Source organism: Streptomyces sp. NPDC047971 (assembly GCF_040653355.1).
Lineage (GTDB): Bacteria > Actinomycetota > Actinomycetes > Streptomycetales > Streptomycetaceae > Streptomyces.
This window is the reverse complement of the sequence record NZ_JBEZNW010000017.1, coordinates 93,428-113,987: the sequence shown is the minus strand read 5'-3', so window position 1 is coordinate 113,987 and position 20,560 is coordinate 93,428. Positions and strand designations below refer to the sequence as shown.

20 protein-coding genes and 1 tRNA gene are annotated in these 20,560 nt (G+C 71.6%); 14 read left to right on the top strand and 7 right to left on the bottom strand.

Annotated features, from left to right (window positions below):
* The first annotated feature begins 92 nt into the window (after positions 1-92).
* The 6 genes from AB0D99_RS18330 to AB0D99_RS18305 all read left to right on the top strand — a co-directional run bounded on the left by AB0D99_RS18330 (position 93) and on the right by AB0D99_RS18305 (position 5,408).
* Entirely contained in the window at positions 93-1,112 is a 1,020-nt protein-coding gene (locus AB0D99_RS18330) for an MFS transporter (protein WP_362362615.1), read from the top strand.
* On the top strand, positions 1,109-3,421 hold the full coding sequence (locus tag AB0D99_RS18325) for a molybdopterin oxidoreductase family protein (protein ID WP_362362511.1): 2,313 nt from the start codon (positions 1,109-1,111) through the stop codon (positions 3,419-3,421). The genes AB0D99_RS18330 and AB0D99_RS18325 overlap by 4 nt, the downstream gene beginning before the upstream one ends.
* 8 nt (positions 3,422-3,429) lie before the next feature.
* Complete coding sequence (locus AB0D99_RS18320; RefSeq protein ID WP_362362508.1) at positions 3,430-4,026, top strand: 4Fe-4S dicluster domain-containing protein; 597 nt, start codon at positions 3,430-3,432, stop codon at positions 4,024-4,026.
* The gene (locus AB0D99_RS18315) at positions 4,026-4,682 is read left to right on the top strand and encodes a Rieske (2Fe-2S) protein (protein WP_362362505.1); all 657 of its coding nucleotides are present in this window, start codon (positions 4,026-4,028) and stop codon (positions 4,680-4,682) included. Before AB0D99_RS18320 ends, AB0D99_RS18315 begins: the two co-directional genes overlap by 1 nt.
* Complete coding sequence (locus AB0D99_RS18310; protein WP_362362502.1) at positions 4,679-5,125, top strand: hypothetical protein; 447 nt, start codon at positions 4,679-4,681, stop codon at positions 5,123-5,125. The genes AB0D99_RS18315 and AB0D99_RS18310 overlap by 4 nt, the downstream gene beginning before the upstream one ends.
* Positions 5,126-5,186: 61 nt before the next feature.
* Positions 5,187-5,408, top strand: coding sequence for a hypothetical protein (locus AB0D99_RS18305; protein ID WP_362362499.1), 222 nt, complete (start codon positions 5,187-5,189; stop codon positions 5,406-5,408).
* 19 nt (positions 5,409-5,427) lie between these two features.
* Here the strand turns inward: AB0D99_RS18305 and mscL are convergent, their stop codons facing one another.
* From mscL to AB0D99_RS18275, 6 genes are all read right to left on the bottom strand, one after another.
* The gene (mscL, locus tag AB0D99_RS18300; RefSeq protein WP_362362496.1) at positions 5,428-5,916 is read right to left on the bottom strand and encodes a large conductance mechanosensitive channel protein MscL; all 489 of its coding nucleotides are present in this window, start codon (positions 5,914-5,916) and stop codon (positions 5,428-5,430) included.
* Between the two features lie 111 nt (positions 5,917-6,027).
* On the bottom strand, positions 6,028-6,495 hold the full coding sequence (locus AB0D99_RS18295) for a hypothetical protein (protein ID WP_362362493.1): 468 nt from the start codon (positions 6,493-6,495) through the stop codon (positions 6,028-6,030).
* Positions 6,496-6,715: 220 nt separating this feature from the next.
* Positions 6,716-7,567, bottom strand: coding sequence for an S-methyl-5'-thioadenosine phosphorylase (locus AB0D99_RS18290; protein ID WP_362362490.1), 852 nt, complete (start codon positions 7,565-7,567; stop codon positions 6,716-6,718).
* A 218-nt stretch (positions 7,568-7,785) separates the two neighbouring features.
* The gene (locus AB0D99_RS18285) at positions 7,786-8,121 is read right to left on the bottom strand and encodes an FmdB family zinc ribbon protein (RefSeq protein WP_362362487.1); all 336 of its coding nucleotides are present in this window, start codon (positions 8,119-8,121) and stop codon (positions 7,786-7,788) included.
* Between the two features lie 68 nt (positions 8,122-8,189).
* Positions 8,190-9,413 carry an MFS transporter gene (locus AB0D99_RS18280; RefSeq protein WP_362362613.1) on the bottom strand — a complete coding sequence of 408 codons (1,224 nt, stop codon included), beginning with the start codon at positions 9,411-9,413 and terminating at the stop codon, positions 8,190-8,192.
* A gap of 424 nt (positions 9,414-9,837) precedes the next feature.
* A complete protein-coding gene (locus AB0D99_RS18275; protein ID WP_362362484.1) occupies positions 9,838-11,358 on the bottom strand; it encodes a potassium/proton antiporter in 1,521 nt (506 codons plus the stop codon).
* A 270-nt stretch (positions 11,359-11,628) separates the two neighbouring features.
* Between AB0D99_RS18275 and AB0D99_RS18270 the strand changes: the two genes are divergently transcribed.
* The gene (locus tag AB0D99_RS18270) at positions 11,629-14,376 is read left to right on the top strand and encodes a penicillin acylase family protein (protein ID WP_362362481.1); all 2,748 of its coding nucleotides are present in this window, start codon (positions 11,629-11,631) and stop codon (positions 14,374-14,376) included.
* A 75-nt stretch (positions 14,377-14,451) separates the two neighbouring features.
* Here the strand turns inward: AB0D99_RS18270 and AB0D99_RS18265 are convergent, their stop codons facing one another.
* On the bottom strand, positions 14,452-15,048 hold the full coding sequence (locus tag AB0D99_RS18265; RefSeq protein WP_362362478.1) for a 5-formyltetrahydrofolate cyclo-ligase: 597 nt from the start codon (positions 15,046-15,048) through the stop codon (positions 14,452-14,454).
* Positions 15,049-15,151: 103 nt separating this feature from the next.
* On the opposite strand from AB0D99_RS18265, the gene galU reads away from it, so the two are divergent.
* The 7 genes from galU (at position 15,152) to AB0D99_RS18230 (ending at position 20,526) form a co-directional block, all read left to right on the top strand.
* The gene (galU, locus tag AB0D99_RS18260; protein ID WP_362362475.1) at positions 15,152-16,054 is read left to right on the top strand and encodes a UTP--glucose-1-phosphate uridylyltransferase GalU; all 903 of its coding nucleotides are present in this window, start codon (positions 15,152-15,154) and stop codon (positions 16,052-16,054) included.
* An 85-nt stretch (positions 16,055-16,139) separates the two neighbouring features.
* Entirely contained in the window at positions 16,140-17,408 is a 1,269-nt protein-coding gene (gene glp, locus AB0D99_RS18255) for a gephyrin-like molybdotransferase Glp (RefSeq protein ID WP_362362610.1), read from the top strand.
* 57 nt (positions 17,409-17,465) lie between these two features.
* The gene (gene moaC / locus AB0D99_RS18250) at positions 17,466-17,957 is read left to right on the top strand and encodes a cyclic pyranopterin monophosphate synthase MoaC (protein ID WP_362362472.1); all 492 of its coding nucleotides are present in this window, start codon (positions 17,466-17,468) and stop codon (positions 17,955-17,957) included.
* Between the two features lie 86 nt (positions 17,958-18,043).
* Positions 18,044-18,535, top strand: a complete 492-nt coding sequence (locus AB0D99_RS18245) for a MogA/MoaB family molybdenum cofactor biosynthesis protein (protein WP_362362607.1) — start codon at positions 18,044-18,046, stop codon at positions 18,533-18,535.
* Positions 18,532-19,155, top strand: coding sequence for a GNAT family protein (locus tag AB0D99_RS18240; protein ID WP_362362469.1), 624 nt, complete (start codon positions 18,532-18,534; stop codon positions 19,153-19,155). The genes AB0D99_RS18245 and AB0D99_RS18240 overlap by 4 nt, the downstream gene beginning before the upstream one ends.
* Before the next feature lie 142 nt (positions 19,156-19,297).
* Entirely contained in the window at positions 19,298-20,356 is a 1,059-nt protein-coding gene (gene glpR / locus AB0D99_RS18235) for a gephyrin-like molybdotransferase receptor GlpR (RefSeq protein WP_362362466.1), read from the top strand.
* Between the two features lie 96 nt (positions 20,357-20,452).
* Positions 20,453-20,526, top strand: a tRNA-Ala gene (locus AB0D99_RS18230).
* The last annotated feature ends 34 nt before the right edge of the window (positions 20,527-20,560 follow it).

Below are 20,560 nucleotides of genomic sequence, written 5' to 3'. Positions count from 1 at the left end.
CCTCGCCGACCACACCCGCGGCGGCGACCTCGACCCTGCCCGAGGCGCCGCCGTCCCCCGAGGCCGCGCCCGTCCTCCAGACGCCCGCCGCGGTGCGCCGCCGCGCCGCACTCGCCGGAACGGCCGTCTCCGTCCTGCTGATCGTCGCGATCGTCCTCGGCAGCCGGCTCCTGCGCGACTTCGACTCGGCGCTCCTCCCGTACGCCGTCGCCACCGTCTTCCTCGCCTTCGGCGTCACCTACCGCTACACCGTGTGGATCTCCGCCCCCGGCGCCCGCCGGCTGTTCAAGCAGGGCTGGCGCTCCTTCTTCTCCGCCGCCAACTTCCGCAGGGCGCCCACCGCCCTGCCGAGGATGATCGCCACCTACCTCGGCTTCCAGAAGTTCCTCGGCGCCCGCTCCCACGCCCGCTGGGCGGCCCACCAGCTGATCTTCTGGGGCTGTGTCCTCGCGGCCCTCATCACCTTCCCGCTCACCTGGGGCTGGTTCACCTTCACCTCCTCCACCGGCTCCGGGCCCGGCTACGAGATGCGGATCTGGGGCTTCAAGGTCCTCGGCTTCGACTCGCTGAACATCGTCGGCTGGCTGATGTTCCACGGCCTCGACATCGCCGCCGTCCTCGTCATCCCCGGTGCCTGCTACTTCCTGTGGCGCCGCATGAAGGACCGCGGCGCCATCACCGGCCAGCGCTTCGCCTACGACCTGGTCCCGCTCATCGCCCTCATCGTCATCTCCGTGACCGGGCTGCTCCTCACCTTCTCGTCGATCTTCCTGCACGGCGGCGGCTACGAGTTCCTGGCGATCCTGCACATGGTGTCGGTGGTCTTCACCCTCATCTACATCCCGTTCGGGAAGTTCTTCCACATCGTCCAGCGGCCCGCCGCCGTGGGGATGCAGCTGTTCAAGTACACCTCCCGGAAGCAGGACGAGGAGGTCCTCCTCTGCCGCCGCTGCCAGGAGCCCATCGACACCCCTCCCTACGTCGAGAACCTCCAGGGCACCCTGCGCGATCTGCGGCTCGGCTTCGACGAGTGGACCGAGTACTGCCCCCGCTGCAAGCGCGTCCTGCGCGGCACCGCCTACCTCACCCACGTCAAGAAGGGCTTCAAGTGACGCAGCAGGCGGGGCAGCACCCCCTTCCGCTCGACCCGTCCATCGCTCCGCCCGGCACCCGCAACTTCCGTGACGCCGGGGGCATCCCCGCCGACCGCTGGCACGCCGACCAGGAGGGCGAGACGCTCGTCCCCACCCACTGCTGCTTCTGCGGTGTCCAGTGCGGCATGTATCTGCGCGTCGACCACGGCGGCAAGGTCTTCGGCGTGGAACCGCGCAACCACGACATCAACCGGATGCGGCTCTGCCCCAAGGGCATCAACGCCTACCAGCAGGTCAACCACCCCGACCGGCTCACCGCCCCGCTGATGCGGAGCAACCGCGACGAGCCCTTCCGGGAGGCGAGCTGGGAGGAGGCGCTCGACTTCACCGTCGCCGAGATCCGCCGCATCCAGGCCGAGTACGGAAACGACTCCTTCGGCCTGCTCGGCGGGGCCAGCCTCTACTCGGAGAAGACCTATCTCGTCGGGAAGTTCGCCCGCGTCGCCCTGAAGTCCCGGCACGTCGACTACAACGGCCGCCTGTGCATGGTCTCCGCCGCCGGAGCCAACAAGCTGTCCTTCGGCATCGACCGGGCCGGCAACCCGTTCTCCGACATCCTCCTCACCGACTGCCTCCTCATCGCCGGCTCCAACGTCGGCGAATGCTTCCCCGTGATGACGCAGTACCTCTGGGGGGCCCGGGACCGCGGCGCCACGCTGATCGTCGTCGATCCGCGCGAGACGGCGATCGCCCGCACCGCCGACCTGCACGTCGCCCTCAAGCCCGGCACCGACTCCGCGTTCTTCAACGCCGTCCTCCACGTGATCGTCGCCGAAGGGCTCACCGACGAGGCGTACCTCGCCGCGCACACCACCGGCTGGGACGAGGTGCGACGAACCGTCGAGGCGTATCCGCCCTCCCGCTCCGCCCAGATCTGCGGTGTGCCCGAGGAGCAGATCGTGCGGACGGCCCGGATGTTCGCCGGCGCCGGAAAGGCCATGGCCTGGCACGCGCGCGGCGTCGAACACCACTCCCAGGGCGTCGAGAACTGCCTGACGATCATCAACCTGTGCACCGCCACCGGGAACATCGGCAAACCCGGCGCCGGCTACGGAACGATCACCGGCCAGGGCAACGGTCAGGGCGGCCGCGAGCACGGCCAGAAGTCCGACCTGCTGCCCGGCGGCCGCTCCATCACCAACCCCGAGCACCGCCGCCAGATCTGCGAGATCTGGGGCATCGAGGAGTCCGAACTCCCGCCCGCCGGAACCTCCATGATGGAGATGGTCTGGCAGATGCAGCGCGAGGAGATCCGCGGCCTGATCGGCATCTGCAACAACCCCTTCGTCTCCCTCCCCAACTACGCGACCGTCAAGAACGGCTACGACGCCCTGCAGTTCCACGCCCAGTTCGACTTCTTCCTCTCCGAGACCGCCGCCAACGCGCACGTGGTCTTCCCCGTCACAGTCTGGGCCGAGGACGAAGGCGTGATGGCCAACGCCGAGGCCCGGGTCGTCAAGCACAACAAGGCCCAGGAACCGCCCGCCGGGGTCCGCACCGACACCTGGGTGATCTGCGAGCTCGCCAAACGCCTGGGGGCCGGCGACAAGTTCGCCTTCCCCGACTCCCGCTCCGTCTTCGAGGAGCTCCGCGTCGCCTCCGCCGGAACGGTCAACGACTACTACGGCATCACCTACGAACGCCTGGAGGAGACCGGCGGCATCGCCTGGCCCTGCCCCGCCACGGACCATCCGGGCACCCCGCGCCTCTTCGAGGACGGCAGGACCTACCACCCCGACGGACTGATCCACATGCAGGTCGTCGAGTGGCACCCGCCGATGGACCCGTACAGCGAGGAGTACCCGCTGTCGCTCACCACCGGCCGCACCGTCGCCCACTTCCTCTCCGGCAACCAGACCCGCCGGCTGGGCGCCCTCGTCGAACAGACCCCCCGCCCGTGGGTCGAGGTCCACCCCTCCCACGGCTTCCGCAACGGCGACCCCGTCCGCGTCGTCACCCGCCGCGGCAGCGAGGTCTTCCCCGCCCTGGTCACCGAGGCGATCCGCCCCGACACCGTCTTCGTGCCCTACCACTGGCCGGTCCCCACCGCCGCCAACGCCCTCACCGTCGACGCCCTCGACCCGCGCTCGAAGATCCCCGAGTACAAGGTCTGCGCCGCCCGGATCGAGGCCGCGGAACGGATCGACGAGGTCCCCGCACCGCCGACGGCCCCGGGGCACGTCGCCTACCCGGAGACCCAGGTCTCCCGCACCGACCCCCTGCCCCCCACGTCCCCGCAGGGCCGTGGCACCGCGGAGAGGAGCTGACACCGCTCATGATGGGCCGCACGATCTTCATCGACCCCGGGCGCTGCATCGGATGCCAGGCGTGTGTCTCCGCCTGCCGCGAGTGCGACTCGCACCGCGGCAAGTCCATGATCCACCTCGACTACCCCGACGAGGGCCACTCCGTCGCCTCCCTTCCCACCGTCTGCATGCACTGCGAGGACCCGGTCGCGCCCTGCGCCGAGGTCTGCCCTGCCGACGCGATCCTCGTCACCGCCGACGGCGTGGTGCAGCAGGCGGACACCACCCGCTGCATCGGCTGCGCCAACTGCGTCAACGCCTGCCCCTTCGGTGTCCCGAAGATCGACCTCCAGGCGAAGCTGCAGATGAAGTGCAACCTCTGCTACGACCGCACCGCCTACGGTCTCGCCCCGATGTGCGCCACCGTCTGCCCCACCGGCGCCCTCTTCTACGGCACCCTCGACGAACTCCGCGCCGAACGCCCCGGCGTCCAGGTCGCCGACTCCTTCACCTTCGGCACCACCACCGTCTCCACGGGTGTGGCGATGGTCGTCCCCGCCGACAAGGTCCAATGGCCGGTCCCCGGCGGCCTTCCCGTCGTCGAGATCAACGGAAAGGCCGTGTGATGAGCGTCACCGAGCAGCCACCCGCCGACGGCTCCGGAGCGGCCGACGCCGCCCAGGAGGCCCTGCACGACCGCATCGCGGCCGACTCGCTCACCACCCGTCGCGACTACCTGCGGATCGTCGCCACCGTCTCCGGCGGTCTGGCCATCGGCGGCATCGGCGTCGCCTCCGGCATCCTCCACCGCCACGGGGACGCGGACGGGGCGCCCGAGGCCAAGAAGATCGCCGACCAGCTGCTGCCCGGCGAGTCCCTGGCCTTCCGCTACCCAGAGCAGGAGGACCGGGCGGTCGCCCTCCGCATGGCGGACGGCACCCTCGCCGGCTACTCGGCCGTCTGCACCCATCTCGCCTGTGCCGTGCTGTGGCGCAACGACCGGGGCAGCGAGGGCGAGCTGTACTGCCCGTGCCACGAGGGAGTCTTCGACGCCCGTACGGGAGAGGTGACGGCGGGCCCGCCACCACGCGCGCTGCCCAAGGTGCTCCTGGTGGAGGAGGCCGACGGCAGCATCTGGGCCGTCGGCACCACCCGCTCCGGGGAGAGCGTCCAGGAGGGGCTGTGCCGCCAGCTCGGCGCGGACCGGCCCGACCTGGCCGTGCGCCTCGGCTGCCCCGGCGCCTCGGCGAGCGCGGCGGGGACGAGGAGTGAGCGGACATGACCGACAGCCCCTTCCCCCGCGACCCCGAGGCCCCCGGCGGCGGGGACCGGCAGCCCGCCGAGGACCACGCCCGCGCCCCCGCACCCGGGACGCCGCCGCGCCCCGCGTACACACCGGGCAGCGCGCAGCCGCGTCTGAACCGTCCCGTCCACGAGCGCTACCCGCAGATCCGGCCGACCAGCGGCTACGGGGACCCGCGGATCCGCCACACCGGTCCCGGCCCCGGCGCCGGTACCGAGCAGGAGCCCGAGCGCTCCTCGAAACTGAGCGCGCGCCTCGCCCTGGCCCTCACGGTCGTCATCGGCCAGCTGTGGGGCCTGACGATCGTGGTCGACGAGTGGATGGCGGGCGACACCGGCACGGCCTGGTGGGGCGCCGGCTTCCTGGTCCTGTCGTTCCTGGTCGTCCTCGGACTGTGGCTGCTCGACCCGGAAGACCGCTGAGAGCCCGAAAAACCGCTGATCGAGGCGGTACGAGGCCGAATCACCGGCGTACCCTTGAGGTATGAGCACCGCCCCCGCCCACGGACCGCGAGACGCGAAGCAGCCCGGCGCACAGCCCATCCCCGAGAACACCACGAAGCCGAAGCTGATCTTCGACGATCCACTGGACCAGCAGTCCGCGGACGATACGGACCGTGGGTGGGGCGAGCGGCCTCCCGGCGGTAGTGACAGCGCCGCCGATCTCGCGCGGTTCCTCGAAGAGAAGCCGCCGCACCACCTCTGACGCCGGTGCGAGGCGCCGGCTAGGAGGTGGGGTGCGTCCCCGCCCCGGCGCCCTTGCTCGGCCCGCGCTGGGTGACCAGGTGATCGCGGATCTCCTTGAGGACCTCCAGCTCGCTGATCTCCACCACCTCCTGGACGCCGTCCCGGGCCTTCTCCGCCTCCACCCGCCTGGCCAGGTACTTCGCCATGGGCAGCACCATCAGGAAGTAGACGACGGCCGCGGTGATCAGGAAGCTCAGGGTGGCGCTCAGGACGAGGCCCCACTCGATCTGGATGCCCTGCACCTCGCCGTCCACGACCGCGCAGGTCCCCTTCAGGCAGGACTTGTAGCCCTCCAGGTCCTTGGTGCCGAAGGCGCCGACCACCGGGCCGATGACGCCCTTGACGAGCGCGTTCACGATGTTGGTGAACGCGGCACCGATGACGACCGCCACCGCCAGATCGATCACGTTGCCGCGCATGAGGAAGGCTTTGAAGCCCGCCATCACGCTTTCGTTCTTCGAAGTCACCGGGGCGCCTTTCGTTCCGTGTGCAGTTGGCGGAGCCATTAGGCCGCGAACCGTACAGAGGCGTCCAATCCGTACACACGGAACGGTTACTTGACAGGAAGTCCGTGCGAATCAGCACAGGATCACCGCCAGTCGGGACGTGACACCCGCACCCGCCAGGGCCGTCGCCGTCGACCGCGGAACGGACAGGACGACCAGCGCCCCGCCGTCCAGCGGGGTCCCGGCCGCGCGCGGGACCTCGGTCACCCGGGCGCCCGCGGCGACCACCCGGGCCGTACCGCCCTCGCCCATCGACGACTCGGGGGCGGCGATCACATCGACCCGGTCGCCGGGGCGCAGCAGTCGCACGGTCGCAGCGTCCGCGATCCGCACCGGCGCGGACACCAGCCGCACCGCGGCCGGCCGGCGCTGCTCCTGCGCCGCCCGGCGCTCCGGTGGGTCCGCGGACACCTCGCCCCCGCCCGCCACCGCCAGCGCGGCCGCGCTCATCGCGAGGATCGCGGCCGGTGCCCGCCGTCGTCGCCGCAACACCCGGCGCAGCCGCCGGCGTCCGCCGCGCACCCGCAGGGGCTCGAACAACGGGACAGCGCACGTCTCCGGCACGGGCGAGAGGAAGCGGGCGGGGGAGTGGACGGGGACGGGGGGAGGAGGGGTCGTCATCGGATGAACCGCCTGTCAGGAGTCGAGCTCCCCGGACCGTCCGGAGAACCGCTCCCACCATCCCGGCCCGGCGAACATCCCGCTCCCGCCTGTGCATCGACCCGGGGCTGTGGACAACTCCCTCACCCGCCCGGGGGATTCACGGAAGCTCGATCCCCAGGTCCCATCCGTCGTGCGCGTGCGTGCACAGGCAGTCCCGGTCCGCGGTGTCCGGCAGGGCCCCGACCGCGTCGAAGAGCACGTCCCGCAGCCGTCCGACGTTCGCGCCGAACACCCGCATGACCTCGGTGTGCGAGACCCCGTCGCCCGTCTCCGCGCCCGCGTCCAGGTCCGTGACCAGCGCCAGCGAGGTGTAACAGAGCCCCAGCTCCCGGGCGAGGACGGCCTCCGGGTGCCCGGTCATCCCCACCACCGACCATCCGGCCGCCGCATGCCAGCGGGACTCGGCCCTGGTCGAGAAGCGCGGCCCCTCGACCACGACCATCGTGCCGCCGTCGACCGGCTCCCAGCGCCGTCCCCGGGCCGCCTTCAGGGCCACCCGCCGCCCGTCCGGGCAGTAGGGGTCGGCGAAGGTGGTGTGCACGACGTTCGGCACGGCGCCGCCCCACGCCTCCGGCAGCGGCTCCCCGTCGAAGTACGTCTGCGTCCGTGCCTTCGTGCGGTCCACCAGCTGGTCCGGTACGAGCAGCGTCCCCGGGCCGTACTCCTCCTGGAGCCCGCCGACCGCGCACGGCCCGAGCACCTGCCGCACGCCCACCGAGCGCAGCGCCCAGAGGTTGGCGCGGTAGTTGATCCGGTGCGGCGGCAGGGTGTGGCCGCGGCCGTGCCGCGGCAGGAACGCGACCTGGCGTCCCGCGATCTCGCCGAGGAAGAGGCTGTCGCTCGGGCTGCCGTACGGGGTGTCCACGGACACCTCCGTCACGTCCTCCAGGAAGGAGTAGAAGCCCGAACCGCCGATCACACCGATGTCCGCGTACGCGTGGGTCGCCATGGTCGTCAGATTAACCGCCCGCGCCCCCACCACGAGGGCCCCAGCCCCCACCACGAGGGCCCGCGCCCCCCACCACGAGGGCCCCGTCCTCACCACGGGCCCCCGGACGTGGGCGAGCCGGGCCGCCCCTCCTCACCACGACGGCCCCCGCCCGGAGGCGCCGCGAACGCCGAGAGCCCCGCCGCGCACAGGCGGCAGGGCTCTCGTGAGGACCTGGATCAGGCGGCCGAGCTGGCGGAGCCGGTGCTCGACGACGAGCTCGAAGCGGATGAGCTCGACGAGGCGGCCGGCTTCGCGTCCGAGGACGTGGACGAGCTCGACGACGAGGACGTGGAAGCCGTGGACGACTTCGACGCGGGGGAGCTGCTGGACGACGAGCCGCGGCTGTCGTTCCGGTAGAAGCCGGATCCCTTGAAGACGATGCCGACCGCCGAGAACACCTTCTTCAGGCGTCCCTTGCAGCTGGGGCACTCGGTCAGCGCGTCATCGGTGAACTTCTGCACCGCCTCGAGGCCCTCGCCGCACTCGGTGCACTGGTACTGGTAGGTCGGCACTTGTCTTCCTCCTGGCACTCACACTCATCGAGTGCTAACGACGATCCATAGTGACCTATTCCGCGGGATCAGTCCACCGTCACCGGCACTCGGTGACCGATACCACGCGGCGTGACGCGTCGCGAAGCCCGGGGGGACAGCCGCGAGCGCAGCGCCAGCAGGGTGGCCAGCGCCAGCGCGGTACCGACCAGCGGCACCAGGAATCCGGTGCTCGCGCCGTGCTCGTCGGCGAGTCGGCCGGCGATCGTCACGGCCGCCGCCTGGCCCAGCGCCACGGCGCCCGTGAGCCAGGTGAAGGCCTCGGTACGGGCGGAGGCCGGAACCAGGGTTTCGACGATGGTGTAGCCGGTGATCAGGGCCGGGGCGATGCACAGGCCCACGACCAGGCCGAGGGCGCCGAGCAGCAGCACGGAGTTCGCGGACCAGAGCAGCGAGGCGGCCACGGTCAGTCCGGCGTAGCCCAGGAGCAGACGCTTGCGCGGGCCGATCTTCCAGGCGATCGCGCCGCACGCGATGCCCGCGAGCATGTTGCCCGCGGCGAAGGTCCCGTACAGCAGACCGTTGACGCCGGGGTTGCCGATCTCCTCGGAGAACGCGGTCAGCGAGACCTGCATTCCGCCGAAGACCGAGCCGATGCCCAGGAAGGCGATGGCCAGCACCCGGACGCCCGGGATGGACAGGGCGGAGACGCGCCGCTCGCTGGAGGCGGCGGAGACGAGTCCGTGCGCGGGCTGGGTGCGCCGCTGGGCGGCGAAGAACAGTCCGCCGAAGAGCGTGAGCGCGGCCTCGGCGATCAGACCGGCCGCCGGGTGGACGCCGGTGCAGAGCGCGGTGGCGAGGACCGGGCCGACGACGAAGGTGAACTCGTCCGTGACCGACTCGAAGGCCGCGGCCGTCGGCATCAGCGGGGAGTTCTCCAGCTTCGCCGCCCAGCGGGCGCGGACCATCGGCCCGACCTGCGGGACGGAGGCGCCGGCCGGTACGGCGGCGAGGAACAGGGCCCACATCGGGGCGCCCGCCAGGGCGAGCACCACGAGCAGGGAGACCGCGGCGGAGTGGATGAGGACGCCGGGGACCAGGACCGCGCGCTGGCCGAAGCGGTCGGCGAGCTTGCCGCTCTGCGGGGCGAAGAGCGCCATCGAGACGCCGGTGACGGCGGCGACCGCGCCGGCGCTGCCGTACGAGCCGGTGGTGTGCTGGACGAGCAGGACGATGCCGATCGTCAGCATCGCGAACGGCTGCCGGGCGGCGAAGCCGGGGAGCAGGAACGACAGGGCCCCGGGGGTGCGCAGGAGCTGTCCGTAGCCGGCGCGCCCGCCCTTCTTCGCGGCGCGCCTGTCGGCCTCGGCGGGCGCTGCGGGCGCGACGGGGTGGTCGTGCACCGCGGAGCTCTCGGGCGCTGTCGGCGCCTCGTGCTCCGAGGGCGCCGCGGACGTGTCAGGCCGCGGGTCGGTGACCGTGGACACCACGGTCCTTGCCTTTCTGCCGCCTGGTAGCGCGCCCGTGCACGGTGGTGCGGGTGCCGCCGAGAGCTGTCCTCATGCGCGGAACTGCGGTAGATACCGGGCCCCACTGCGGAGGGCGTCACGGCCGCCATACGGTCGCGCCAGCTCTGCGTCAGGCAGAGTTGGTTCGATCAAAGTGTGCCTTCATGGTACAGGGAAGGGCGTCTTCCCGCCTGGGAAAACGCCCTTCGATCCGAATCCATGCCTGTGATTAACCGGACGTTCGCTTGGTGAAGGGCAGATGCGGCCAGTGTGAGTGCGGTCCCTTGGGCGGGGAGACCGCCGTGGAGCCGCCGGTTCCGAGCCATCCGGCCAGCTTTCCGCCCTGCCCGACGGCGCGCAGCCGCCGTTCGGTGGCGTCCCGCACCGGGTCCGTCGCGACGACGAGCAGCTCGTCCCCGTGCCGCAGCACGGTCGCCGGACCGGGCACGAAGCTCGTCTCCTCCCGTACGACGAGGGTGACCGCGGCCCCGGCCGGGAGGCGCAGCTCCGCGACCTCCACGCCGTGCATCTTCGACCCCGCCGGGATGGCGACGGAGAGCAGGTGCCCGCGCAGCCGCTCCAGCGGGGCCGACTCGACGCCGAGGTCGGCGGCCTCCGAGGCGTCGCCCAGCTTCAGCGCCCGCGCCAGCCAGGGCAGCGTCGGCCCCTGCACCAGCGTGTAGACCACGACGAGGACGAAGACGATGTTGAAGATCCGCTCGCTGCCCTCGATCCCGGAGACCATCGGGATCGTGGCGAGGATGATGGGGACGGCTCCGCGCAGGCCGGCCCAGGACATCAGGGCCTGTTCCTGCCAGGGGAGACGGAACGGCAGCAGGCTGAGGAAGACCTCCATCGGCCGGGCCACCACCGTCAGGACCAGGCCGATGATCACCGCGGGCCAGAAGTCGTCGACCAGCTGGCTCGGCGTGACCAGCAGACCGAGCAGGACGAACATGCCGATCTGGGCGATCCAGCCGAGCCCCTCCGCGAAGCCGCGGTTGGCCGGCGCGTGCGGCAGCTTGGCGTTGCCGAGGACCATCGAGGCCAGGTAGACGGCGAGGAAGCCGGAGCCGTGCGCCATGGCGCCGGCGGCGTACGCCACGACCGCGATGGCCATCACGGCGATCGGGTAGAGGCCGGAGGCGGGCAGTGCCACGTGGCGCAGACCGAAGGAGCCGATGAAGCCGACCGCCAGGCCCACGGCCGCGCCGATGGCCAGCTCCAGGGCGATCGTCCCGACCAGGACGTACCACGAGTCGACCGGGCCGGTGGCCGAGAAGGCGACGACGAGGATGACGACCGGGGCGTCGTTGAAGCCGGACTCGGCCTCCAGGACACCGGTCACCCGCGGGGGCAGCGGCACCTTGCGCAGGACGGAGAAGACGGCCGCGGCGTCCGTCGAGGAGACGACCGCGCCGATGATCAGTGCCTGCCGCCAGTCCAGGCCCACCAGGTAGTGGGCGGCCGCGGCCGTGATCCCCACGCTCACCGCGACGCCGACGGTCGACAGCACGACCGCCGCGGGCAACGCGGGTTTGATCTCCTTCCACTTCGTGCCCAGGCCACCTTCGGCGAGGATCACGACAAGTGCGGCATAGCCGATCACCTGGGTCAGTTCGGCGTTGTCGAAGGCGACGTTGCCGATCCCGTCCTGCCCGATGGCGACCCCGATCCCGAGGTACAGGAGCAGGCTGGGGAGCCCGCTGCGGGACGAGATCCGCACCGCCGCGACGGCGATGAGCAGCACGAGCGAGCAGACGAGCAGGAGTTCATTGAGCTGGTGGACAGTCAGCGGGCGATCCTTCCCTCGCGTGCGGCCGGAACGGTCCTCCAGCAGCCGGTACTTCGTTACCTTACCTAATCTTTAACGCTTTCTTGACGCGCATCTGGCGTCTCTCCCGGTCTCTCCTCGATCATTCGTGCGGTCCGCTTATCGGCACCCCGTCCGGGCCGCCGGGACGCTGCGCCTAAGGTTGCTCCCGTACTCCAGGACCACCCTGCCCCTCGAAGGACAGAGATGCCCTCCAACACGACCGCGCCTCCCGCCAAGAAGAAGGGGCGACGTGCCCGCCTGATCGTCCTCGTCCTGGTGCTCGCACTGGTGACGGGCGTCGGTTACGGCGGGTACTGGGGCGTCAGCACCGTCCGGGCCTCGTTCCCGCAGACGACGGGCGAACTCCGGCTCGACAAGCTCTCCGGCCCGGTCGAGGTCAAGCGCGACGCCTACGGGGTTCCGCAGATCTACGCGGACACCGAGGCCGACCTCTTCCGCGCCCAGGGCTTCGTCCAGGCCCAGGACCGCTTCTACGAGATGGACGTCCGCCGTCACATGACGTCGGGCCGGCTGTCCGAGATGTTCGGCAAGGACCAGGTCGACACCGACGCCTTCCTGCGCACGCTGGGCTGGCGGCAGGTCGCGCAGCAGGAGTACGACAACGTCCTGTCGGAGGAGACGAAGAAGAATCTCCAGGCGTACGCCGAGGGCGTCAACGCCTATCTCAAGGACCGGGACCCCTCGGACATCTCGGTCGAGTACGCGGCGCTGGCGTTCACCAACGACTACGCGATCGAGCCCTGGACCCCCGTCGACTCGGTGGCCTGGCTCAAGGCGATGGCCTGGGACCTGCGCGGCAACATGCAGGACGAGATCGACCGCTCCCTGATGACGAGCCGGCTGAGCGCCGCGCAGATCAAGGAGCTGTACCCGCAGTACCCGTACGACCTGCACCAGCCGATCGTCGAGGGCTCCGGCAAGGGCGGCGGCTCCGGCGACGCCGACGACGCGACCACCGGAACGGGCGGCTCCACCGACGGCACCGGCACCGGCGCCGCCACGAACGGCAGCGCGGACGGCGCCCTGGAGGGGACGCAGTCCCAGCTCGGCGCGCTCTCCGAGGCGCTCGACGAGATCCCCGCGCTGCTCGGCCCGAACGGCAACGGCATCGGCTCGAACTCCTGGGTCGTCTCCGGGAAGTACACGACCTCCGGCAAGCCGCTGCTCGCCAACGACCCGCACCTCGCGCCGATGCTGCCGTCCCTCTGGTACCAGATGGGCCTGCACTGCCGCTCCGTCTCGGCGACCTGCCGTTACGACGTCGCCGGGTACACCTTCTCCGGCATGCCCGGCGTGATCATCGGCCACAACGACACCATCGCCTGGGGCCTCACCAACCTCGGCGCCGACGTCACCGACCTGTACCTGGAGAAGGTCGGGGACGCCGGCTACCTCGTCGACGGCAAGATCAAGCCCTTCGTCACCCGCGAAGAGGTCATCAAGATCGCGGGCGGCGGCAGCCGGACGATCACGGTCCGCTCGACCGGCAACGGCCCGCTCGTCTCCGACCGCTCCTCCGACCTGGAACGGGTCGGCCAGAAGGCGCCCGTCGGCAACGCCGCCCCCGACCGGGGCACCGGTTACGCCGTCTCCCTCCGGTGGACCGCGCTGGAGCCCGGCCGGTCCATGGACGCGATCTTCGAGCTCAACCGTGCCAAGAACTTCAAGCAGTTCCGCGCGGCGGCCGAGCACTTCGAGGTTCCGTCCCAGAACCTCATCTACGCCGACGCCGAGAACATCGGATACCAGGCGCCCGGCAGGATCCCGGTCCGCGCCAAGGGCCACGACGGCACCGTGCCCGCGCCCGGCTGGGACTCCTCGTACCGGTGGAAGGGCTGGATCCCGTACGACGAGCTGCCGTACGAGGAGAACCCCGACCGCGGCTACATCGTCACCGCCAACCAGGCCGTCGTCGACGCCGACGCGTACCCCCACCTCCTGACGGAGGACTGGGGCTACGGCTCGCGCAGCCAGCGGATCAACGACCTCATCGAGTCGAAGACCAAGGACGGCGGCAAGATCTCGCCGGACGACATGCGGACCATGCAGATGGACAACCGCAGCGAGATCGCGACGCTCCTCAACCCGCTCCTGCTGAAGATCGACATCTCGGACCCCTACGTCCGCGAGGCGCAGAAGCTGCTGGAGGGCTGGGACTACACCCAGGAGCCCGACTCGGCCGCGGCCGCCTACTTCAACGCGGTCTGGCGCAACGTCCTCAAGCTCGCCTTCGGCGACAAGCTGCCCAAGGAGCTGCGGGCCGAGGGCGACTGCATCAGCGTCCGCCCCGCCGACTCCACCGGGCTGCCGGTCGACGAGCAGAACAAGCGGGTCCGGGAGTGCGGCGAGCGCGACGGCGACACGGCGCAGCCCGACGGCGGCGACCGCTGGTACGAGGTGGTCCGCCCGCTCCTCAAGCAGGAGAACAGCGAGTGGTGGAAGACCGAGGCCAACCGCACCGACCAGGCCACCGAGAACCGTGACCAGCTGCTCGCCCGCGCCATGGAGGACGCGCGCTGGGAGCTGACCGCGAAGCTCGGCAAGGACGTCTCCACCTGGAGCTGGGGCCGGCTGCACCAGCTGACCCTGAAGAACCAGACCCTCGGCACCGCGGGCCCGGGCTTCGTCCAGTCGCTGCTCAACCGGGGCCCCTGGAACCTGGGCGGCGGTGAGGCGGCCGTGAACGCCACCGGCTGGAACGCGGCCGGCGGCTACGACGTCGTCTGGGTCCCGTCGATGCGGATGGTCGTCAACGTCGGCGACTGGGACAGGTCGCGCTGGATCAACCTGTCCGGCGCCTCGGGGCACGCGTACCACTCGCACTACACCGACCAGACCGACGCCTGGGTCAAGGGCGACCTGCTCGACTGGCCCTTCGGCAAGGCGGCGGTCGACGCCTCGACGAAGGAGACGCTGATCCTCCAGCCCTAGGCCGTGTCCGGAAGGTCTCGCCCGGCTCGCGGCCCCGCGGGCGGACGGCGAAACCTTCCGGACACTCCCCGGGCTTCAGGGGCGCTCGAAGCGCCTGACCCCCTCCGGGGTCACCACCGCGTGCACGGGGTGGTCGTGCGGTTCCTCCGGGACCCGGGCGACCACCTCGTTCGCGTAGAGGAGCACCACCAGGGACGGATGGGCGTCCGCCCGCGCGAGCCGGGCGAGCACGCGGTCGTACGAGCCGCCGCCCCGGCCCAGGCGCATCCCGCGCTCGTCGACCGCCAGCCCGGGCAGCAGCACCACGTCCGCCTCGCACACGGCCTCCGGGCCCAGTCGCGGTCCCGTCGGCTCCAGCAGGCCCCGGCCCGCCCTCGCCAGACTCCCGGCGCCCTCGTACGCGGCCCAGTCCAGGTCGTTGTCGGGCAGCAGCACCGGCAGCAGGACGCGGACCCCCCGTCCGCGCAGGACGTCGAGCAGCGCGCGCGTGCCCGGCTCGCGGCCGACCGACACATAGGCGGCGACGGTCGACGCCCCCGCAAGCTCGGCCAGTTCTCGCGCACCCCGGGCGAACGTCTCCCCCGTGGATTCGGCATCATGGAGGGTCAGCTCGGCGCGGGCGGCGAGCAGGCGGCGACGCAGTGCGGCCTTTTCGGACGTTTCGCCCGTCACAGGGAACTCACGTGATGTCACGAACCTCTCGTATCCCTCTTTACCCATGGGAAGCCAATGGGAGGCCCATCTTCCTCCCATATCGAACAGCTATCATGCGCCCATGACTCAGTCCCCCACCAGGATCAGCAAGGCTGTCATCCCGGCCGCCGGTCTCGGCACACGCTTCCTTCCGGCCACCAAGGCCACGCCGAAGGAGATGCTCCCGGTCGTCGACAAGCCCGCGATCCAGTACGTCGTCGAGGAGGCGGTCACCGCCGGCCTCTCCGACGTCCTCATGATCACCGGTCGTAACAAGCGTCCCCTGGAGGACCACTTCGACCGGAACTATGAGCTGGAGGAGGCGCTGACCCGCAAGGGGGACGCGGAGCGCCTCTCCAAGGTGCGGGAGTCCAACGACCTGGCGACCATGCACTACGTGCGCCAGGGCGACCCGCGTGGTCTCGGCCACGCCGTGCTCTGCGCCGCCCCGCACGTCGGCGACCAGCCCTTCGCCGTGCTGCTCGGCGACGACCTCATCGACCCGCGCGACCCGCTGCTCTCCCGGATGGTGGAGGTCCAGGAGCGGGAGGGCGGCAGCGTGATCGCGCTGATGGAGGTCGAGCCCTCGCAGATCCACCTCTACGGCTGCGCGGCCGTCGAGGCGACGATCGACTCGGACGTCGTGAAGGTGACGGACCTCGTCGAGAAGCCGTCCCCGGCCGAGGCGCCCAGCAACTACGCGATCATCGGCCGCTACGTCCTCGACCCCGCCGTCTTCGGGATAATCCGCGAGACCGAGCCGGGCCGCGGCGGCGAGATCCAGCTGACCGACGCCCTGCAGAAGCTCGCCAAGGACGAGAAGATCGGCGGCCCGGTCCACGGTGTCGTCTTCAAGGGCCGGCGCTATGACACCGGTGACCGCGGGGACTATCTCCGTGCCATTGTCAGACTCGCGTGCGAACGTGATGACCTGGGCCCGGACTTCCGGACCTGGCTTCGCAGTTACGTCACCGAGGAGATGTAGCCACGTGACCAGCAGTGCGGCACCGGACTCCGCCGTCCCGTCCGGCGAGGCGTCCGCCGATCCCTGCGCGGGTCCCTCCCGCGACCTGTGGTCGGTGGACGAGCACCTCGACGACATCCTGGCGGCGGTCTCCCCGCTCGAACCCATCGAGCTGCAACTGCCGGAGGCCCAGGGCTGCGTCCTCGTCGAGGACGTCACCGTGCCGGTCGCACTGCCTCCGTTCGACAACAGCTCCATGGACGGATACGCGGTCCGGGTCGCCGATGTGGCCGGTGCCACCGAGGAGTTCCCGGCCGTCCTGACCGTCATCGGCGACGTGGCCGCCGGCGCCGACGGCCTGCCCGTCGTCGGCCCCGGCGAGGCCGCCCGCATCATGACCGGCGCCCCGCTGCCGCCCGGCGCCGAGGCCGTCGTCCCGGTCGAGTGGACCGACGGCGGGACGGGCGAGGGCGCGGCGAGCGGCATGCGCGCCGCGAGCGCCGCGCCCGAGGGGTCCGGCGGCGAGGTCCGCGTCCACCGGCCCGCCGAGGCCCGCGCGCACGTGCGGGCCAGGGGCAGCGACGTCCAGGCCGGCGACCTGGCCCTGGAGGCCGGCACGGTCCTCGGACCGCCCCAGATCGGGCTGCTCGCCGCGATCGGCCGCTCCACGGTGCGGGTGCGCCCGCGCCCCCGTGTCGTCGTGCTCTCCACCGGCAGCGAACTGGTCCAGCCCGGCGAGGAGTTGGCCGAGGGCCAGATCTACGACTCCAACAGCTTCGCGCTGGCCGCCGCCGCGCGCGACGCCGGTGCCATCGCCTACCGCGTCGGCGCCGTCACCGACGACGCCGAGACCCTCCGGGCCACCATCGAGGACCAGCTGATCCGCGCCGACCTCCTCGTCACCACGGGCGGCGTCAGCGTCGGCGCGTACGACGTGGTCAAGGAGACGCTGACCGCGGACGGCCGGGTCGACTTCCGCAAGCTGGCCATGCAGCCGGGCAAGCCGCAGGGCTTCGGCACGATCGGCCCCGAGCACACCCCGCTGCTCGCCCTGCCGGGCAACCCGGTCTCCTCGTACGTCTCCTTCGAGATGTTCGTGCGGCCCGCGATCCGGGCCCTCATGGGCCTCGCCGATCTGCACCGCCCCCGGGTCCGCGCCGTGCTCACGGCGGACAAGGCGCTCTCGTCCCCGGCCGGCCGCCGCCAGTTCCTGCGCGGGACCTACGACGCGGAGTCCGGCACCGTCACCCCGGTGGGCGGAGCGGGCTCCCATCTCATTGCGGCGCTCGCGCACGCGAACGCCCTGCTCGTCGTCCCGGAAGAGGCCACCGGAGTGGAGACGGGCGAGGAGCTGGAAGTGGTCCTCCTCGGCTGAGGAGGCCCTGGTGGCGGTACCGTGGCGTCCCACACAGCGACCGGGAGTGTCACGGCCATGAGCACGCAGCAAGGACTCACCCACATCGACGAGGCGGGTGCGGCCCGCATGGTCGACGTCTCCGCGAAGGACGTCACGGCGCGGACCGCACGCGCCAGTGGCCGCGTCCTCGTCTCGCCGCGCGTGATCGAGCTGCTCCGGGGCGAGGGCGTACCGAAGGGCGACGCGCTCGCCACCGCCCGGATCGCCGGGATCATGGGTGCGAAGAAGACGCCCGACCTCATCCCGCTCTGCCACCCGCTGGCCGTCTCGGGCGTGAAGCTCGACCTCACGGTCGCGGACGACGCGGTGGAGATCCTGGCGACGGTGAAGACCACCGACCGCACGGGCGTGGAGATGGAGGCCCTGACGGCGGTCTCGGTGGCCGCGCTGACGGTCGTCGACATGATCAAGGCGGTCGACAAGGGCGCGGTCATCTCCGACGTACGGGTGGAGGAGAAGACCGGCGGCAAGTCGGGCGACTGGACCCGCGAAGGGGCCGAGTCGTGACGCGCGACGGCCGGGTGAGCGGGGCGCACGAGCACGAGGGCCACGCCCAGGAGGCCCCGGCCGCGGGCACGGACCTCGGCGAGGCCCTGCCGGCCCCGTACACCGCCCTCGTCGTCACCGCCTCCAACCGGGCGGCGGCCGGTGTCTACGAGGACAAGGGCGGCCCGCTGCTCGCCGAAGGGCTGACCCGCATGGGCTTCGCCGTGGAAGGCCCGCAGGTCGTCCCGGACGGAGCACCGGTCGAGGCGGCGCTCCGGGCCGGGGTCGAGGCCGGTTACGACGTCATCCTCACCACCGGCGGTACGGGCATCTCGCCGACCGACAGGACCCCCGAGGTCACCCGCCGGGTGCTCGACCACGAGATCCCCGGCATTCCCGAGGCGATCCGCGCGTACGGCCGCGAGAAGGTGCCCACGGCGGCGCTCTCCCGCGGCCTCGCCGGTGTCGCTCGCGGGACCGTGATCGTGAACCTGCCCGGCTCCTCGGGCGGTGTCCGCGACGGCATCGCCGTACTGGAGCCGCTCCTGCGGCACGCGGTCGACCAGGTCCGGGGCGGCGACCACCCGAGACCGTCATGATCACGTCCTGGCCCGTGGTCCTCTCGGACGGAGACGTCGTGCTCCGTCCGATAAAGATGCGTGACCAGCGGGTCTGGCGAGAGGTCAACCGGCGCAACCGCGACTGGCTGCGCCCGTGGGAGGCGACGGTCCCGCCGCCGGCCCCCGGTGGTCCGGTGGCGCAGCGCCCGACGTACCGGCAGATGGTCCGCCATCTGCGGGCCGAGGCGAACGCCGGGCGGATGCTGCCGTTCGTGATCGAGTACCGGGGTGAGCTCGTCGGCCAGTTGACGGTGGCCGGGATCACCTGGGGCTCGATGTGCTCGGGCCATGTCGGCTACTGGGTGGACAGCGCCGTGGCCGGACGGGGCGTCATGCCGACGGCGGTCGCGCTCGCCGTGGACCACTGCTTCCGGTCGGTCGGACTGCACCGGATGGAAGTGTGCATTCGGCCCGAGAACGGCCCCTCCCGACGGGTCGTGGAGAAATTGGGATTCCGGGAGGAAGGGCTCCGGCCCCGCTACCTCCACATCGACGGGGCGTGGCGGGACCATCTCGTCTTCGCGCTCACCGTCGAGGAAGTGCCGGAGGGGCTGCTGCGCCGCTGGCACCAGGCACGTCCCTCGCACCCCGCCCAATGAAATAAGTGTTCGAATTCAATCAGCAGTTGATCCTCAATCGATCTGAACAATCACAAAAAAGTTCAGTGATATCAGCCAGATCGTGCGACACACCGGGCCAATTGGCCGATGCCCGTAACGGAACCCCTCTACGGTGTGAGGCGTGAGCAGCAGCGGCCTCATCTACGCAGTCATCGTCGGGGCCTGGGCCGCCTACTTGGTACCGATGTGGCTCCGCAGGCAGGACGAGCTCAACGAGGCCCGTCCGACGGAACGCTTCAGCACCGCCATCCGACTGCTGTCCGGACGGGCGGGCATGGAGCGCCGATACGCCAAGGAGCTGAAGGACCGGGACCGTGGGGCGGACGGAGCGGAGCCCGACGTGGACCCGGACGTCGAGACGGAGCATCTCAGCTCGGTCGACGTCCGGGCCTTCTCCGCGCCCGCGGCCAGGACGGAAGCCCGCCTGGAGATCCCGGAACCGGCGCCCGCCCCGGCACCCGCCGCGCGAAGGCCCTCCAAGGCGGCCGCCGAGCGCGCCCGCCGCGGCAAGGTCCTCGCACGGCGCCGGCGCACCACGGTCGTCCTCTTCCTGGCCTTCACCCTCGGCGCGGTCGTCGCCGCGGTCGGCGGCCTCGCGTTCCTGTGGGCACCGGCCCTCCCCGCGGTGCTGCTGAGCGCGTACATCGTCCATCTGCGCAGGACGGAACGCCGTCGCTTCGTGTACGTGATGGACCGCCGCCGAGCGGAGGCCGCCGCGGCGCGCCTGCGCGAGAGCCGGCCCCCGCGCCGGCAGCCCGCGCCGGACGCCGACGAGGAGCCCGCCCGCCCGGAACCCGAACCGGCGCCCTCGGTCTCCCCGCAGGAGGCGGGCCGGCGCGCGCTGGTCGAGCAGACGGACCACGCGGAGTGGGTGGACCAGCAGCGCGAGCGCGGCCCGGCCCGCGGTGACAGCTGGGACCCGGTCCCGGTCCCGCTCCCCACGTACGTCACCGCCCCGGTCGCCCCGCGGGCGACCAGCGGCGTCGACATCACCGACCCGGAGACCTGGAGCTCGGCCCGCTCCTCCACGGCCGCGGACCCCGCACCGGCGCCGCCCGCGACGCCGGCGCCCGCCCCGCGCCAGCGGACGAACCAGCCGAACCGCCAGCGCGACCACGGCCGCACCCCGCTCTTCGACCAGTACGCGGACGACGACCGCCCCCGCGCGGCGAACGAATGACCCCCGGCCGGGGGGCCGTCGGGCCCCTCGGCTGACCTGCGGGGGAACGGATTTCCTTGTACCCCGATCGGGATGCTAATGTTTCACACGTCGCAAGGGCCTGTGGCGCAGTCTGGTAGCGCACCTCGTTCGCATCGAGGGGGTCTGGGGTTCAAATCCCCACAGGTCCACAAGCGCAGGACGAGATCCCGTCCGATCGAAAGA